Source organism: Pseudomonas sp. CP-1, from assembly GCF_021213715.1.
In the GTDB taxonomy this organism is placed as follows: domain Bacteria; phylum Pseudomonadota; class Gammaproteobacteria; order Pseudomonadales; family Pseudomonadaceae; genus Pseudomonas; species Pseudomonas aeruginosa.
On the sequence record NZ_JAJQKY010000009.1, the window covers coordinates 114,812 to 128,221 of the forward strand.

Genomic DNA, 13,410 nt, shown 5'->3' on the forward strand with positions numbered 1-13,410 from the left:
TTCTTCCATGCTGACTCTTCTGCGTCGCGGCCTGCTGGTGTTCCTGGCGGCTTTCCCGCTGCTTTCCATGGCGGCGCCGACCCCGCAACAGGTGGTGCAGGGCACGGTCGACGAACTGCTTTCCGACATCAAGGCCAACAAGGCCGCCTACAAGGCCGATCCGCAAAAGCTCTATGCCACTCTCGACCGTATCCTCGGGCCGGTGGTCGATGCCGAAGGCATCGCCAAGAGCGTGATGACCGTCAAGTACTCGCGCCAGGCCTCACCCGAGCAGATCAAGCGCTTCGAGGAAGTGTTCAAGAACAGCCTGATGCAGTTCTACGGCAACGCGCTGCTCGAATACGACAACCAGGACATCCGCGTGCTGCCTAGCTCGGCCAAGCCGAGCGACGATCGTGCCAGCGTCAACATGGAAATCCGTGACAGCAAGGGCACGGTCTACCCGGTCTCCTACACCATGACCAACCTGGCCGGTGGCTGGAAGGTCCGCAACGTGATCATCAACGGCATCAACATCGGCAAGCTGTTCCGCGACCAGTTCGCCGACACCATGCAGAAGAACCGCAACGACCTCGAGAAGACCATCGCCGGCTGGGGCGAGGTGGTCGCCAAGGCCAAGGAAACCGCGAAAGCGGAAGAGGCCGGGGCGAAATGAGCCAGGCCAGCCTGCGCGAAGGCGCGGCCGGCGAACTGCAGCTCGCCGGCGTGCTCGACTACAGCAGCGGGCCGGCGTTGCGCGAGCAGGGCGGTCGGCTGATCCGCGCCAGCCAGGCGGCGGAACTGGTCGTCGACTGCTCGGCGGTGGAGCGCTCCAGCAGCGTGGGCATTTCCCTGTTGCTGGCCTTCATGCGCGACGCACGCAAGGCCGGCAAGGTTCTGAGCGTCAGGGCCTTGCCGGACGACATGCGGGAGATTGCCAAGGTCAGCAGCCTTCTGGAGATCCTGCCTCTGCAGGAATGACCGGACGGCGGAACGAGCGGCCCTCCGTCTGCGCGTCCCTTCCTGGGGTTCGCAGGCGGAGGGCTTTTTTGTATGATGGCCGACCGTGCGCGTAGGGCGCCCGATTGAGGTTGAGCATGCAGGCCGAAGACGTTAAGAGCCTTCTCCAGGAAAAACTCCCCGGCACCCAGGTGGAAGTCGAGGGCGAAGGGTGCAATTTCCAACTGAATCTGATCAGCGACGAACTGGCCGGCCAGAGCCCGGTCAAGCGTCAGCAGCAGGTCTACGCCCATTTGAACGCCTGGATCGCCGATGGCAGCATCCATGCCGTCACCATGAAATTCTTCAGCCGCGCCGCCTGGGCCGAGCGTTCCTGAGCCCACGGGGGATCATTGCAATGGATAAACTGATTATTACCGGCGGTAACCGCCTCGATGGCGAAATCCGCATTTCCGGCGCGAAGAACTCGGCGTTGCCGATCCTGGCCGCGACCCTGCTGGCCGATACTCCGGTCACCGTCTGCAACCTGCCGCACCTGCACGACATTACCACCATGATCGAACTGTTCGGCCGCATGGGCGTGCAGCCGATCATCGACGAGAAGCTCAACGTCGAAGTCGACGCCAGCAGCATCAAGACCCTGGTCGCGCCGTACGAACTGGTGAAGACCATGCGTGCCTCGATCCTGGTGCTGGGTCCGATGCTGGCGCGCTTCGGCGAGGCCGAAGTGGCCCTGCCGGGCGGTTGCGCGATCGGTTCGCGTCCGGTCGACCTGCATATCCGCGGTCTCGAGGCCATGGGCGCGCAGATCGAGGTCGAAGGCGGCTACATCAAGGCCAAGGCGCCCGCCGGCGGCCTGCGTGGCGGTCACTTCTTCTTCGATACCGTCAGCGTGACCGGCACCGAGAACCTGATGATGGCCGCCGCGCTGGCCAACGGCCGCACCGTGCTGCAGAACGCCGCTCGCGAGCCGGAGGTGGTCGACCTGGCCAACTGCCTGAACGCCATGGGCGCCAACGTCCAGGGCGCTGGCTCCGATACCATCGTCATCGAAGGCGTGAAGCGCCTCGGCGGCGCTCGCTACGACGTACTGCCCGACCGTATCGAGACCGGCACCTACCTGGTGGCCGCGGCCGCGACCGGCGGCCGGGTGAAGTTGAAGGATACCGATCCGACCATCCTCGAGGCGGTCCTGCAGAAGCTGGAAGAGGCCGGTGCTCATATCAGCACCGGCAGCAACTGGATCGAGCTGGACATGAAGGGCAACCGGCCGAAGGCGGTCAACGTGCGTACCGCGCCGTACCCGGCGTTCCCCACCGACATGCAGGCCCAGTTCATCTCCATGAACGCGGTTGCCGAAGGCACCGGCGCGGTCATCGAGACGGTCTTCGAGAACCGCTTCATGCATGTTTACGAAATGAACCGCATGGGTGCGCAGATCCTCGTCGAAGGCAACACCGCCATCGTCACCGGCGTACCCAAGCTCAAGGGCGCTCCGGTCATGGCGACCGACCTGCGCGCATCCGCGAGCCTGGTGATCGCCGGCCTGGTGGCCGAGGGCGACACCCTGATCGATCGCATCTACCACATCGACCGTGGCTACGAGTGCATCGAAGAGAAACTCCAGCTGCTCGGCGCCAAGATCCGCCGCGTACCGGGCTAGCGGAGGCTGTCGCGCAAATGCTGACCATCGCCTTGTCCAAGGGCCGGATTCTCGACGATACCCTGCCGCTGCTCGCAGCGGCGGGCATCGTGCCGTCGGAGAACCCGGACAAGAGCCGCAAGCTGATCATCCCGACGTCCCTGCCCGATGTGCGCCTGCTCATCGTGCGCGCCACCGACGTGCCGACCTATGTCGAGCATGGCGCCGCCGATCTCGGCGTGGCCGGCAAGGACGTGCTGATGGAGTACGGCGGCCAGGGACTCTACGAACCGCTGGACCTGCGTATCGCCAACTGCAAGCTGATGACCGCCGGCGCCATTGGCGCGCCTGAACCCAAGGGACGCCTGCGGGTGGCCACCAAGTTCGTCAATGTCGCCAAGCGCTACTACGCCGAGCAGGGCCGCCAGGTCGACGTGATCAAGCTGTACGGCTCGATGGAGCTGGCGCCGCTGGTCGGTCTCGCCGACAAGATCATCGACGTCGTGGATACCGGCAACACCCTGCGCGCCAACGGCCTGGAGCCCCAGGAACTGATCGCCACGATCAGCTCGCGCCTGGTGGTCAACAAGGCCTCGATGAAGATGCAGCATGGTCGCATCCAGTCGCTGATCGATACCCTGCGCGACGCCGTCGAGGCGCGACACCGTCACTGATACCCGTGCGGCTCCGCGCCGCACCTGCCTATCCGTGTCATAGCCAAATTTTCTCGGGTGCCCGCACGGTGGGCTTGGTAGTCTAGCGGCGCCCGAGACAACGCCATCCATAAAAGAGGCTCGCTATGACCGCTCCCTTCGCTATCCGTCGACTCAATGCCGCTGATCCGGACTTCGGGCGTCATCTGGATCATCTGCTGAGCTGGGAAAGTGTCTCCGACGATTCGGTCAACCAGCGCGTCCTCGACATCATCGCCGCCGTACGCAGCCGTGGCGACGCCGCCGTGGTCGAGTTCACCCAGCGCTTCGACGGTCTCCAGGCCGCCTCGATGGCCGACCTGATCCTGCCGCGCGAGCGCCTGGAGCTAGCTCTCACCCGTATCACCGTAGCCCAGCGCGAAGCCCTGGAAGTCGCCGCCGAGCGCGTGCGCAGCTACCACGAGAAGCAGAAGCAGGGTTCCTGGCGCTACACCGAGACCGACGGCACGGTGCTCGGCCAGCAGGTCACCCCGCTGGACCGCGCCGGGCTCTATGTGCCGGGCGGCAAGGCGTCCTACCCGTCCTCGGTGCTGATGAACGCGATCCCGGCCAAGGTCGCCGGGGTGTCCGAAGTGGTCATGGTCGTACCGACCCCGCGCGGCGAGATCAACGAGATCGTCCTCGCCGCCGCCTGCATCGCCGGTGTCGACCGTGTCTTCACCATCGGCGGGGCACAGGCCGTGGCCGCGTTGGCCTACGGCACCGAAAGCGTGCCGCGGGTGGACAAGATCGTCGGCCCCGGCAACATCTACGTGGCCACCGCCAAGCGTCACGTGTTCGGCCAGGTCGGCATCGACATGATCGCCGGTCCCTCGGAAATCCTCGTGGTCTGCGATGGCCAGACCGATCCCGACTGGATCGCCATGGACCTGTTCTCCCAGGCCGAACACGACGAAGACGCCCAGTCGATCCTGGTCAGTCCGGACGCGGCGTTCCTGGACCGCGTCGCGGACAGCATCGCTCGCCTGCTGCCGACCATGGAGCGCGCCGAGATCATCCGCACCTCCCTGGAGGGGCGCGGCGCGCTGATCCAGGTCGCCGACCAGGCCCAGGCCTGTGCGGTGGCCAACCGCATCGCCCCGGAACACCTGGAGCTGTCGGTGGCCGATCCGGAAAGCTGGCTGCCGGAGATCCGCCATGCCGGTGCGATCTTCATGGGCCGCTACACTGCCGAGGCCCTGGGCGACTACTGCGCCGGCCCGAACCACGTGCTGCCGACCTCCGGTACCGCGCGTTTCTCTTCGCCGCTGGGGGTATATGACTTCCAGAAGCGTTCGTCGATCATCAACTGCTCGGCCGAGGGCGCTTCGGTCCTCGGTCGCACCGCTTCGGTGCTGGCTCGCGGCGAGTCGTTGACCGCTCACGCGCGCAGCGCCGAATACCGCATCCTCGACGAGAAGGAGGCCTGAGCATGAGCAAATTCTGGAGTCCCTTCGTCAAGGACCTGGTGCCCTATGTGCCGGGCGAGCAGCCGAAGCTGTCGCGGCTGGTCAAGCTGAACACCAACGAGAATCCCTACGGTCCGTCGCCGCAGGCGCTCGCCGCGATGCAGGCGGAACTCAACGATGACCTGCGCCTGTATCCCGATCCCAACGGCGAGCGGTTGAAGCAGGCGGTCGCCGCGCACTACGGCGTACAGGCCAACCAGGTGTTCGTCGGCAACGGCTCCGACGAGGTGCTCGCGCACATTTTCCATGGCCTGTTCCAACACGACCTGCCGCTGCTGTTCCCGGACGTGACCTACAGCTTCTACCCGGTCTATTGCGGCCTGTACGGGATCGCGCACGAGAAGATCGCGCTGGATGAAAGGTTCCGCATCCGCGTCGAAGACTACGCGCGGCCCAACGGCGGGATCATCTTCCCCAATCCGAACGCGCCGACCGGCTGCCTGTTGCCGCTGGACGCCATCGAAGCGATGCTGAAGGCGTCGCCGGATTCGGTGGTGGTGGTCGACGAGGCCTATGTCGACTTCGGTGGCGAGAGCGCCATCGCCCTGGTCGATCGCTACCCGAACCTGCTGGTCACCCAGACGCTGTCCAAGTCGCGCTCCCTGGCCGGCCTGCGGGTCGGCCTGGCGGTCGGCCATGCCGATCTGGTCGAGGCGCTGGAGCGGATCAAGAACAGCTTCAATTCCTACCCGCTGGATCGCCTGGCGATCACCGGCGCGGCGGCGGCTTTCGAGGACGACGCCTATTTCCGTCGGACCTGCCAGGCAGTGATCGATAGCCGCGAGGCGTTGAGCGCCTCTTTGCAGGCGCTGGGCTTCGAGGTACTACCGTCGGCCGCCAACTTCGTCTTCGCCCGTCATCCGCGGCACGATGCCGGGCAGATTGCCTCGACCCTGCGCGAGCAGGGAGTGATCGTCCGCCATTTCAAGCAGGCGCGGATCGACCAGTTCCTGCGTATCACCATCGGCAGTCCGGAGCAGAACCAGGCGCTACTGGACGCCCTGCACTTCCTCAAGTGATACGAAAACGGCGCCCGAGGGCGCCGTTTTCAATGGCGAGGATCACTCGCCGCCGTCCTGTTTCTGCTGTGGAGCCGGTGCCGGCGGCGGACGCAGGCCGACCTCGGCGGTCAGGTTGACCTTCTGCCCGTTGCGCAGCACCACGATGCTGATCTTCTGTCCCGGACGGGTGCGCGCCACCTGGTTCATCGAGCGGCGGCCGTCGCTGGCTTCCTGCTTGTCGATGGTCAGGATCACGTCGCCCGGCAGCAGGCCGCCGCGCGCCGCCGGACCGTCGCGATAGACGCCGGCGACGACGATCCCGGCGGTTTCGCCGAGGCCCAGCGACTCCGCCAGTTCCGGGGTCAGCGCCTTGACCTCGACGCCGAGCCAGCCGCGGATCACCTGGCCGTGCTCGATGATCGACTGCATGACCTCCAGGGCCAGCTTGGTCGGGATGGCGAAGCCGATACCCTGGGAGCCGCCGGACTTGGAGAAGATCGCCGTGTTGATGCCGATCAGGTTGCCGGCAGCGTCCACCAGCGCGCCGCCGGAGTTACCGGGGTTGATCGCCGCGTCGGTCTGGATGAAGTCTTCGTAGGTGTTCAGGCCGAGCTGGTTGCGTCCGGTGGCGCTGATGATGCCCATGGTCACGGTCTGGCCGACGCCGAACGGGTTGCCGATGGCGAGGCAGACGTCGCCGGTGCGAATGCCGTCGGAGCGGCCGAGGGTCATCGCCGGCAGGTTCTTAAGGTCGATCTTCAGCACGGCCAGGTCGGTTTCCGGGTCGCTGCCGACCAACTGGGCGATGGTCTCGCGGCCGTCGCGCAAGGCCACGATGATCTGGTCGGCGCCAGCGGTCACGTGGTTGTTGGTCAGCAGGTAGCCTTCCGCGCTCATGATCACTGCCGAGCCGAGGCTCGATTCCATGCGCTTCTGTTGTGGCAGGTTGTCGCCGAAGAAGCGGCGGAACATCGGGTCGTCGAACAATGGGTGGGAGGGCTTGCTGACCATCTTGGTGGTGTACAGGTTGGCCACTGCCGGAGCCGCCCGGCTCACCGCATTGGCATAGGACACCGGGCCTTCCTGCAGGCGGCTGAGCAGAGGCGCCTGCTCGACGTGCACCTCCTGGCGTGGCAGGCCGACCAGCTCGGGGTTGCGCTGGATGATCAGCAGGGCCAGCAGCACGCCGACCAGCACGGGCCAGCCGAGGAAACGCAGGGCCTTGGGCATCGGGACAATCCTTGGGGTTGCGAGGCCGAAAAGCGGCCGATAAGGTGGCGCCCATTATAGGGGGAAGCCGTCCATTAGAGGAGCGGCGCGCCCTGCCTGAATGAAGAGGAATTTGCATGGCTATCGCCCTGAGCACCCTGGTCGAAGAGGCCGACCGTTATCTGGATGCCGCGCGCATCCAGGACTACTGCCCGAACGGCCTGCAGGTCGAGGGCCGGCCGCAGGTGCGGCGGATCGTCAGCGGGGTCACTGCCAGCCAGGCGCTGCTGGATGCCGCCGTGGAGGCCGACGCCGACGTGGTGCTGGTGCATCACGGCTACTTCTGGAAGGGGGAGAATCCCTGCGTGGTCGGCATGAAGCAACGGCGCCTGAAGACCCTGCTGAACAACGATATCAGTCTGCTCGCTTACCACCTGCCGCTGGATCTGCATCCGGAGGTGGGCAACAACGTGCAGCTCGCCCGGCAGCTCGGCTTCGAAGTGGAAGGGCCGTTGGAGCCGGGCAACCCGCGTTCCATCGTCCTCCTCGGTTCGCTTGCCGAGCCGATGCAGCCTGCCGATTTCGCTCGGCATGTGCGCGATGCGCTGGGGCGCGAGCCGCTGCTGGTCGACGCCGGCCAGCCGATCCGACGCATCGCCTGGTGCACCGGCGGCGCCCAGGGTTATATCGACCAGGCGATCGCCGCCGGCGTCGATGCCTACCTGACCGGCGAGGTTTCCGAGCAGACCGTGCACAGCGCACGGGAGAACGGCATCAGCTTCATCGCCGCCGGACACCATGCCACCGAGCGCTATGGGGTGCAGGCGCTGGGCGACTACCTGGGCAAGCGTTTCGCCATCGAGCACCTGTTCATCGACTGTCCTAATCCTGCCTGACGACGGAGCGATGACGTACCCGGTCGACCTCCTTGCCCAGTTCCCAGACGGCCATCGCGTAGTGGGTGCTGTGGTTGTAGCGGGTGATCACGTAGAAGTTCGGCAAGCCGTACCAGTACTGGTAGTTCCTGCCCATGTCCAGGCGCAGCAGGCTGGCTTGCCGGTGGCCGCCGAGCGGACCCTGCGGGCGTAGTCCGGCGGAAGCGAGCACGTCCAGCGGGTACAGCGTCTTGAAGCCATCCTCCAGCGAGGGCGCCCGGCCGCTGGCGGGAACCGCCACGCGATCGCCGTTGACCCAGCCGTGCTGCTTGAAATAGTTGGCGACGCTGCCGATCGCGTCACGCGGATTCCACAGGTCGATATGCCCATCGCCGTCGAAGTCCACTGCGTACTTGGTGAATGAAGACGGCATGAACTGGCCGTAGCCCATGGCGCCGGCATAGGAACCGCGCAGGGCCAGCGGATCGGCACCTTCCTTGCGAGCCTGGAGGAGGAATTGTTCCAGCTCGCCACTGAAGAACTCCGCGCGGCGAGGGTAGGAGAAGGACAGGGTGGACAGCGCATCGATGATCCGCGTCTTGCCCATCACCCGCCCCCAGCGGGTTTCCACGCCGATGATGCCGACGATGATCTCCGGCGGCACGCCGTAGATGCGCGACGCCCGTTGCAGGTCGGCTTCGTATTGGTCCCAGAACAGCACGCCGTTCTGTACGTTGCCTGGCGTGACGAACTTCTTCCGGTAGCGCAGCCAGGCGCCGTTCGGTCCGCTGGGTGGGGTATAGGTCGGAGCTTGCCGGTCCATCAGGCGGATCACCCAGTCCAGGCGCTGGGTCTGGGCGAACAGGTCGTGCAGTTGCTGGCGGTTGAAGCCGTGCTGGCTGACCATCCTGTCGATGAAGCGCTGTGCCGCCGGATTGTTCGCGTAATCGCCGCGCAGCGGCAGTATCGGTTGCACCGACTGGCGTACGGGGCGGGGGGAAATGACAGTGCGGGCCTGGGGTTTGGTGGCGGGTTTCGGTGGTGGCGTCGGTTCGCTGCTGCATGCTGAGACCAGAAGGAACAGGGGCAGGGCGAGGGCGGTACGGCGCATCTGGGGTCTTCTTGGCGGAATGACGATGCCCGCTATGCTAGCGCAGTGCCGCTGGCGTACAAGTCGAGCCGCCGAAAGGGGGGCGGACCGTCCTCTCGCGGTTGCGGCGGTGGCTTCGCTCGGTCCGGGGGCGATGCCGTCGCAGGCCTGTCCGTCCGCTCCGCGAAACGCCCAGGAAAGCCTCTCCATGCCAGTGTTTTCGCCGGCTGCAACCCTGAGCGCTGATGGCTATATGGGTATATTTTTTCGGTATAAATGGCGAATCTTTTAGAGCCTTGCGCTGTGATAGAGTGCGCGTTCGTCTACGGCCCGACGGCCGTCCATAAGCAATTCCGTGAGTAGCCATGGTCGACAAACTGACGCACCTGAAACAGCTGGAGGCGGAAAGCATCCACATCATCCGCGAGGTGGCCGCCGAGTTCGATAACCCGGTGATGCTGTACTCGATCGGCAAGGATTCCGCGGTCATGCTGCACCTGGCCCGCAAGGCCTTCTTCCCCGGCAAGCTGCCCTTCCCGGTGATGCACGTGGACACCCGCTGGAAATTCCAGGAGATGTACAGGTTCCGCGATCGGATGGTCGAGGAAATGGGCCTGGACCTGATCACCCACGTCAACCCGGACGGCGTCGCCCAGGGCATCAACCCGTTCACCCACGGCAGCGCCAAGCACACCGATGTGATGAAGACCGAGGGACTCAAGCAGGCCCTGGACAAGTACGGTTTCGACGCTGCCTTCGGCGGTGCGCGCCGCGACGAGGAAAAGTCGCGGGCCAAGGAACGGGTCTATTCGTTCCGCGACAGCAAGCACCGCTGGGACCCGAAGAACCAGCGTCCCGAGCTGTGGAACATCTACAACGGCAAGGTGAAGAAGGGCGAGTCGATCCGCGTCTTCCCGCTGTCCAACTGGACTGAGCTGGACATCTGGCAATACATCTACCTGGAAGGCATCCCGATCGTCCCGCTGTACTTCGCCGCCGAGCGCGAGGTTATCGAGAAGAACGGCACGCTGATCATGATCGACGACGAGCGCATCCTCGAGCATCTCTCTGACGAAGAGAAAGCCCGCATCGAGAAGCGCATGGTGCGCTTTCGTACCCTCGGCTGCTACCCGCTCACCGGCGCGGTCGAGTCCAGCGCCACCACGCTGCCGGAAATCATCCAGGAAATGCTCCTGACGCGTACTTCCGAACGCCAGGGCCGGGTCATCGACCATGACCAGGCCGGTTCGATGGAAGAAAAGAAACGTCAGGGCTATTTCTGAGGGTACGCAGCATGTCTCATCAATCCGATCTGATCAGCGAGGACATCCTCGCCTACCTGGGGCAGCACGAACGCAAGGAACTGCTGCGCTTCCTTACCTGCGGCAACGTCGATGACGGCAAGAGCACCCTGATCGGGCGCCTGCTGCATGACTCCAAGATGATCTACGAGGATCACCTCGAGGCCATCACCCGCGACTCGAAGAAAGTCGGCACCACGGGCGACGACGTCGACCTGGCGCTGCTGGTCGACGGCCTGCAGGCCGAGCGCGAGCAGGGCATCACCATCGACGTGGCGTACCGCTACTTCAGCACCGCCAAGCGCAAGTTCATCATCGCCGACACGCCCGGCCATGAGCAGTACACCCGCAACATGGCCACCGGTGCCTCGACCTGCGACCTGGCGATCATCCTGATCGATGCCCGCTACGGCGTGCAGACCCAGACCCGCCGGCACAGTTTCATCGCGTCCCTGCTGGGCATCCGGCATATCGTGGTCGCCATCAACAAGATGGACCTGAAGGACTTCGACCAGGGTGTCTTCGAACAGATCAAGGCCGACTACCTGGCCTTTGCCGAGAAGATCGGTCTGAAGACCAGTTCGCTGCACTTCGTGCCGATGTCGGCGCTCAAGGGCGACAACGTGGTCAACAAGTCCGAGCGTTCGCCCTGGTACGCCGGCCAGTCGCTGATGGAAATCCTCGAAACCGTCGAGATCGCCGCCGACCGCAACCTCGATGACATGCGCTTCCCGGTGCAGTACGTGAACCGGCCGAACCTGAACTTCCGCGGTTTCGCCGGTACCCTGGCCAGCGGCGTGGTGCGCAAGGGCGACGAAGTGGTGGCGTTGCCGTCGGGCAAGGGCAGCAAGGTGAAATCCATCGTCACCTTCGAGGGCGAACTGGAGCAGGCCGGTCCCGGCCAGGCCGTCACCCTGACCCTGGAAGACGAGATCGACGTTTCCCGCGGCGACATGCTGGTGCATGCCGACAATCGCCCGCTGGTCACCGACGGCTTCGATGCCATGCTGGTGTGGATGGCCGAGGAGCCGATGCTTCCGGGCAAGAAGTACGATATCAAGCGCGCTACCAGCTATGTGCCGGGTTCGATTCCGAGCATCGTCCACAAGGTGGACGTGAATACCCTGGAGCGGACCCCGGGCAGCGAGCTGAAGCTGAACGAGATCGCCAGGGTCAAGGTCAGCCTGGACGCGCCCATCGCGCTCGATGGCTATGAGCAGAACCGCACCACCGGCGCCTTCATCGTCATCGATCGCCTGACCAACGGCACCGTTGGCGCCGGCATGATCGTCTCCGCTCCGCCGGCGGCCCATGGCAGCAGCGCGCATCACGGTTCGAATGCCCATGTAACGCGCGAGGAGCGTGCCGGCCGCTTCGGCCAGCAGCCGGCGACCGTACTGTTCAGCGGCCTCTCCGGCGCCGGCAAGAGCACCCTGGCCTACGCCGTGGAGCGCAAGCTGTTCGATATGGGCCGCGCGGTCTACGTGCTGGACGGGCAGAACCTGCGCCACGACCTGAACAAGGGGTTGCCGCAGGACCGCGCCGGACGCACCGAGAACTGGCTGCGTACCGCCCATGTCGCCAAGCAGTTCAACGAGGCCGGGTTGATCAGCCTCTGCGCCTTCGTCGCGCCGAGCGCGGAAGGGCGTGAGCAGGCCAGGGCGCTGATCGGTGCCGAGCGCCTGATCACCGTCTATGTGCAGGCGTCGCCGCAGGTCTGCCGCGAACGCGATCCCCAGGGGCTGTATGCGGCGGGCGAGGACAATATCCCCGGCGAGTCCTTCCCCTACGACGTGCCGCTGGATGCCGACCTGGTGATCGATACCCAGTCGCTGAGCGTCGAGGACGGCGTGAAGCAGGTGCTCGACCTGTTGCGCGAACGCCAGGCGATCTGATCGTCTCGCAGCCATGAAAAAGCCCCGCGGATGCGGGGCTTTTTCATGGGCGTCGGCAGGTTCGCGCAGTGCGTCAGTACTTGCCTTTCAGGCCGTAGGTGGCGTCGAGGGTGCCGGGGCTGTCCGGGCTCTTCGGCGCATAGTCCTTCGGCACTTCGCCGGAGGCCGGCGGAGTCAGGCGCTCGCGGCGCTCGGCCGGGTAGGCCTCGTCGGCATGCAGCGCAGCCAGCAGACGCTGGCGGGTCTGTTCGTCCAGGGCCAGGCGCTGGGCGCCGTCGGAGAGGTGCTCCTGCACGTCCTGGTAGCTCTGGGTCAGCTTCTTCACGAGGCTGGCGGTGGTGTTGAAATGGGTCACGACTTCGCGCTGATAGCTGTCGAAGCGGTCCTGCAGGTCGTCCATCTGGCGTTGCACCTTGTTCGGCGCGGCGTTGGGCAGCAGGCGGGCGATCAGAAAACCGATGGCGACCCCGGCGACCAGGGCGAGGGCCGGCAGCAGCCAGGCGGTGAGCGACTGTTCCACGCGAATCCTTCCTCTATAGACGGCTTTGCTTTACGTTAACGGCTTGAGTCCGAGCTGTATACCACGGCGCGCGAGTAAGTGCCTGTGTCGCTTGGAGTAATCTGCTAGACGAGTCGACCCGAGCCGGGGTCACGGAGTTTCTGTTTGTCTACCCGCGAAATCCCTGTATCCATCGATGGCCCCTGCGGGCCGCTGGAAGCCCTGCACCTCGATCTGCCCGATGCCCGCGGCATCGCTCTGGTCTGCCATCCGCACCCGCTGTTCGCTGGCACCATGCAGAACAAGGTGGTCGCCACTCTGCAACGCAGCGCCCGCGATGCCGGCCTGGCGACCCTGCGTTTCAACTTCCGTGGCGTTGGCCAGAGCGCCGGCAGCTATGGCGAGGGGATCGGCGAAATCGACGACGCCGAGGCCGCTGCGCGCTGGTTGCTGGCACGCCATCCGGGGCTGCCGCTGACACTGATGGGCTTTTCCTTCGGTTCCTGCGTTGCCGGCAATCTGGCGGGTCGCCTGGAGGCGGAGGGTGTCGGGCTGGCGCGGCTGTTCATGATCGCGCCGCCGGTGGAGCGCTTCGCGGTCAGCCTGCCTGCGCGCTGCCCGCTGACCGTGGTGCAGCCGGAGGACGACGACGTGGTCACGCCGGCCGCGGTATATGCCTGGAGCGAGTCCCTGGCACGACCGCACGAGCTGTTGCGGGTGGCAGAAAGCGGACATTTCTTCCATGGCAAGCTGATCGATCTGAAGGACCTGTTGCTGCCACGCCTGCAGGACTGACGT

General features: G+C 65.2%; 14 protein-coding genes. 11 read left to right on the forward strand and 3 right to left on the reverse strand.

From position 1 onward, the window contains the following. Window positions 1-7: 7 nt before the first annotated feature. The 7 genes from LT948_RS18870 to hisC all read left to right on the forward strand — a co-directional run bounded on the left by LT948_RS18870 (window position 8) and on the right by hisC (window position 5,761). On the forward strand, window positions 8-655 hold the full coding sequence (locus tag LT948_RS18870; RefSeq protein ID WP_003094337.1) for an MlaC/ttg2D family ABC transporter substrate-binding protein: 648 nt from the start codon (window positions 8-10) through the stop codon (window positions 653-655). Beyond that, window positions 652-960 (forward strand): STAS domain-containing protein, encoded by a 309-nt coding sequence (locus LT948_RS18875; RefSeq protein WP_003094335.1) that lies wholly within the window; start codon window positions 652-654, stop codon window positions 958-960. The genes LT948_RS18870 and LT948_RS18875 overlap by 4 nt, the downstream gene beginning before the upstream one ends. Window positions 961-1,076: 116 nt before the next feature. Next, entirely contained in the window at window positions 1,077-1,316 is a 240-nt protein-coding gene (locus tag LT948_RS18880; RefSeq protein ID WP_003094334.1) for a BolA family protein, read from the forward strand. A gap of 20 nt (window positions 1,317-1,336) precedes the next feature. Further along, window positions 1,337-2,602 carry a UDP-N-acetylglucosamine 1-carboxyvinyltransferase gene (gene murA / locus LT948_RS18885; RefSeq protein ID WP_003094332.1) on the forward strand — a complete coding sequence of 422 codons (1,266 nt, stop codon included), beginning with the start codon at window positions 1,337-1,339 and terminating at the stop codon, window positions 2,600-2,602. Between the two features lie 17 nt (window positions 2,603-2,619). Beyond that, the gene (gene hisG / locus LT948_RS18890; protein ID WP_003094331.1) at window positions 2,620-3,255 is read left to right on the forward strand and encodes an ATP phosphoribosyltransferase; all 636 of its coding nucleotides are present in this window, start codon (window positions 2,620-2,622) and stop codon (window positions 3,253-3,255) included. 125 nt (window positions 3,256-3,380) lie between these two features. Beyond that, window positions 3,381-4,703, forward strand: a complete 1,323-nt coding sequence (hisD, locus tag LT948_RS18895) for a histidinol dehydrogenase (protein WP_003110025.1) — start codon at window positions 3,381-3,383, stop codon at window positions 4,701-4,703. Between the two features lie 2 nt (window positions 4,704-4,705). Beyond that, a complete protein-coding gene (gene hisC / locus LT948_RS18900) occupies window positions 4,706-5,761 on the forward strand; it encodes a histidinol-phosphate transaminase (protein WP_073657112.1) in 1,056 nt (351 codons plus the stop codon). Between the two features lie 42 nt (window positions 5,762-5,803). On the opposite strand, the gene algW is transcribed toward hisC, so the two are convergent. Beyond that, on the reverse strand, window positions 5,804-6,973 hold the full coding sequence (gene algW, locus LT948_RS18905) for a Do family serine endopeptidase AlgW (protein ID WP_003134756.1): 1,170 nt from the start codon (window positions 6,971-6,973) through the stop codon (window positions 5,804-5,806). A gap of 116 nt (window positions 6,974-7,089) precedes the next feature. Here algW and LT948_RS18910 point away from each other — a divergent pair, with 116 nt between their 5' ends. After that, window positions 7,090-7,848, forward strand: coding sequence for a Nif3-like dinuclear metal center hexameric protein (locus LT948_RS18910; protein WP_003094318.1), 759 nt, complete (start codon window positions 7,090-7,092; stop codon window positions 7,846-7,848). On the opposite strand, the gene mltB is transcribed toward LT948_RS18910, so the two are convergent. After that, window positions 7,835-8,938, reverse strand: a complete 1,104-nt coding sequence (mltB, locus tag LT948_RS18915) for a lytic murein transglycosylase B (RefSeq protein WP_033995385.1) — start codon at window positions 8,936-8,938, stop codon at window positions 7,835-7,837. The genes LT948_RS18910 and mltB overlap by 14 nt on opposite strands. 344 nt (window positions 8,939-9,282) lie before the next feature. Here mltB and cysD point away from each other — a divergent pair, with 344 nt between their 5' ends. Beyond that, complete coding sequence (gene cysD / locus LT948_RS18920) at window positions 9,283-10,200, forward strand: sulfate adenylyltransferase subunit CysD (RefSeq protein WP_003094311.1); 918 nt, start codon at window positions 9,283-9,285, stop codon at window positions 10,198-10,200. Window positions 10,201-10,211: 11 nt separating this feature from the next. Then, entirely contained in the window at window positions 10,212-12,113 is a 1,902-nt protein-coding gene (cysN, locus tag LT948_RS18925; protein ID WP_003094306.1) for a sulfate adenylyltransferase subunit CysN, read from the forward strand. Between the two features lie 73 nt (window positions 12,114-12,186). Here cysN and LT948_RS18930 read toward each other — a convergent pair whose 3' ends face one another. Further along, window positions 12,187-12,633, reverse strand: coding sequence for a YhcB family protein (locus LT948_RS18930; protein WP_003094304.1), 447 nt, complete (start codon window positions 12,631-12,633; stop codon window positions 12,187-12,189). Window positions 12,634-12,777: 144 nt separating this feature from the next. Here LT948_RS18930 and LT948_RS18935 point away from each other — a divergent pair, with 144 nt between their 5' ends. Next, entirely contained in the window at window positions 12,778-13,407 is a 630-nt protein-coding gene (locus tag LT948_RS18935) for an alpha/beta hydrolase (RefSeq protein WP_003094302.1), read from the forward strand. Window positions 13,408-13,410 lie beyond the last annotated feature (3 nt).

Bases quoted from the DNA above. Each gene is read 5' to 3' on its own strand.
- LT948_RS18870 (WP_003094337.1), top strand. From the start codon at position 8: ATGCTGACTCTTCTGCGTCGCGGCCTGCTGGTGTTCCTGGCGGCTTTC.
- LT948_RS18875 (WP_003094335.1), top strand. From the start codon at position 652: ATGAGCCAGGCCAGCCTGCGCGAAGGCGCGGCCGGCGAACTGCAGCTC.
- LT948_RS18880 (WP_003094334.1), top strand. From the start codon at position 1,077: ATGCAGGCCGAAGACGTTAAGAGCCTTCTCCAGGAAAAACTCCCCGGC.
- murA (WP_003094332.1), top strand. From the start codon at position 1,337: ATGGATAAACTGATTATTACCGGCGGTAACCGCCTCGATGGCGAAATC.
- hisG (WP_003094331.1), top strand. From the start codon at position 2,620: ATGCTGACCATCGCCTTGTCCAAGGGCCGGATTCTCGACGATACCCTG.
- hisD (WP_003110025.1), top strand. From the start codon at position 3,381: ATGACCGCTCCCTTCGCTATCCGTCGACTCAATGCCGCTGATCCGGAC.
- hisC (WP_073657112.1), top strand. From the start codon at position 4,706: ATGAGCAAATTCTGGAGTCCCTTCGTCAAGGACCTGGTGCCCTATGTG.
- algW (WP_003134756.1), bottom strand. From the start codon at position 6,973: ATGCCCAAGGCCCTGCGTTTCCTCGGCTGGCCCGTGCTGGTCGGCGTG.
- LT948_RS18910 (WP_003094318.1), top strand. From the start codon at position 7,090: ATGGCTATCGCCCTGAGCACCCTGGTCGAAGAGGCCGACCGTTATCTG.
- mltB (WP_033995385.1), bottom strand. From the start codon at position 8,938: ATGCGCCGTACCGCCCTCGCCCTGCCCCTGTTCCTTCTGGTCTCAGCA.
- cysD (WP_003094311.1), top strand. From the start codon at position 9,283: ATGGTCGACAAACTGACGCACCTGAAACAGCTGGAGGCGGAAAGCATC.
- cysN (WP_003094306.1), top strand. From the start codon at position 10,212: ATGTCTCATCAATCCGATCTGATCAGCGAGGACATCCTCGCCTACCTG.